The 1,841-nt window shown below is 53.9% G+C and carries 1 protein-coding gene; it reads right to left on the bottom strand.

Annotated elements, in window-relative coordinates; translation table 11 throughout:
- A partial coding sequence (locus tag QME66_12655; protein ID MDI6809806.1) for a hypothetical protein occupies window positions 1-1,335 on the bottom strand: 1,335 nt, incomplete at its 3' end.
- Between the last annotated feature and the right edge of the window lie 506 nt (window positions 1,336-1,841).

The following is a 1,841-nucleotide window of genomic DNA, read 5'->3' as shown; positions in this document are numbered from 1 at the left end:
GTTGCCGCAGGAGTCTTTCCAGACCAGGTTGCCGTTGGGATGGCAGGCGAAGGTTGTCTTGGCCTTGCACTGACAGCTTCCGCTTTGACAGACCTTGCCGCCGGTGCAGGAAGAACATGCTCCTCCACTTGAACCGCAGGACGAGTCTGAGTTGCCGGTCTGGCATGATCCAGATGAACAGCACCCAGAGCATGAACCGCAGTCAGAGGGGCAGGAGCACTTGGTCTCTCCCGCTTCGCAGGAGCCGTTAGGGCAAGCTGGTCCGCAGTCTTTGCAACTCGTCCCCGAGCATCCGCAGTCGCACCCCTGGTAGTTGTCTCCCCAGTTGCCGCAGGAGTCTTTCCAGACCAGGTTGCCGTTGGGATGGCAGGCGAAGGTTTCCTCAGGGGAACACTCGCACGAATCAGTGGCCGACGAGCACGTGCTGCCGCCCGCACAATTCTCTTCCATGTACGAGAGCTGACCCTCGCAATCAAACCACCAAGCATCGCCCTCGAAGCAGCCGATGTCGACCTGGTCGTTGCATGTGCACACGCCGTTGCTGCATTCCCAGCCCTTCTTGCAGGTCTTGCACGCCGCTCCACCCGAACCGCAATAGGATGCGGTGCTGCCAAACTGGCAGGTAGAACTATCACAACAGCCAGTGCAGGCTTCAGAACATGATTTATCCACACAGGTGCCGTTCTGGCACTCTTCCTGGTTATTACAGTCATCCGCTTTGGAATCCTGTTTTCCGCACGAGTCGAACCACCAGGAATCACCGCCCGAGCACTTCTTTTCGTATTCGGCCACGCAGATGCAGTCGCCGTTCTGGCACTGCTTGCCGTCGGTGCAGTCACTGGAGTTACAACATGCCGGTTCGAAGCATGCTGACCACGTGCAATCTTCTTCGCAGAATCGACTGCCGCAGCCGCAATTGGCCTCATCATCAGGCACACAGTCGCCCTGTCCAGTGCACGAACTCCATTCGTTCCATGTTCCGTTGTCGCATGTCCGCGTCTGTACGCCGCAGAGTCCGCAGTCCTTCGTGCTTGGACCTGAACAGATCGCTGGGCCGGCGTCATCTTCCTCGGTGTTGTCGCTTCCAGTATCCGTAATGTCCGTACCGTTGAACTCACCAGTGTCAGACGTGTCCAGACACTCGCACTTGATGTAGCCTGAACCGTCGTCACGGCAGCTCTGAACTCCGATCTGACCGTCGACGCACAGGCATTCTTGGGTGATTCCGGGCACGCATTGCGTCACCGTGGAATCGTCTACGACCTGACCGTTCTTCACCTCCTCCGTACCGCAGGAGATCGCCAAAAACACGAGCAAAGATTTCACCCGAACCATTTTAACCTCCTTAAATAGGAATAGCCCTTTTATGGCTGGTCGGATGGAAGGCAATATACTAGAAACCCTGAATTTGTCAATGGATTCGTCCTGAAGCTGTGAATTACGAAACTCCCTATAAGATAAAAAAGACAACTTGAGATACAATAGAAGCGGTACCAGTTAAGGTGCCGCTTCTACGTCTTTATGACGTTCTCACTTTATGAAAACATCAAACATATCATCACACAGATTCTCTCGATCTTCAAGCTGACGGGATTGGAAACACCCGCCATTGGTCGACCAAAGAAGATCAACAACACTGACGCTCTCAGCTTCGCTCTGTACCAACATGCGAGCACCAGAGCTACCAAGAAATCAGTCTACGAAGATTTTAAGAAGATTCTCGCTTGTTCTTATAAAACCTTCGTTGTCTCGGTGAACCGTGTCGCTCAGTTGAGTCTCCGCCTCCTGGCTCTATTCATGCGCTTCAACCGTCAGACCCAACATCTAGTCAAATACACGGA

Source organism: Candidatus Eisenbacteria bacterium (assembly GCA_030017955.1).
GTDB lineage: Bacteria > Eisenbacteria > RBG-16-71-46 > JASEGR01 > JASEGR01 > JASEGR01.
This window is presented reverse-complemented; position numbering and strand designations above follow the sequence as displayed.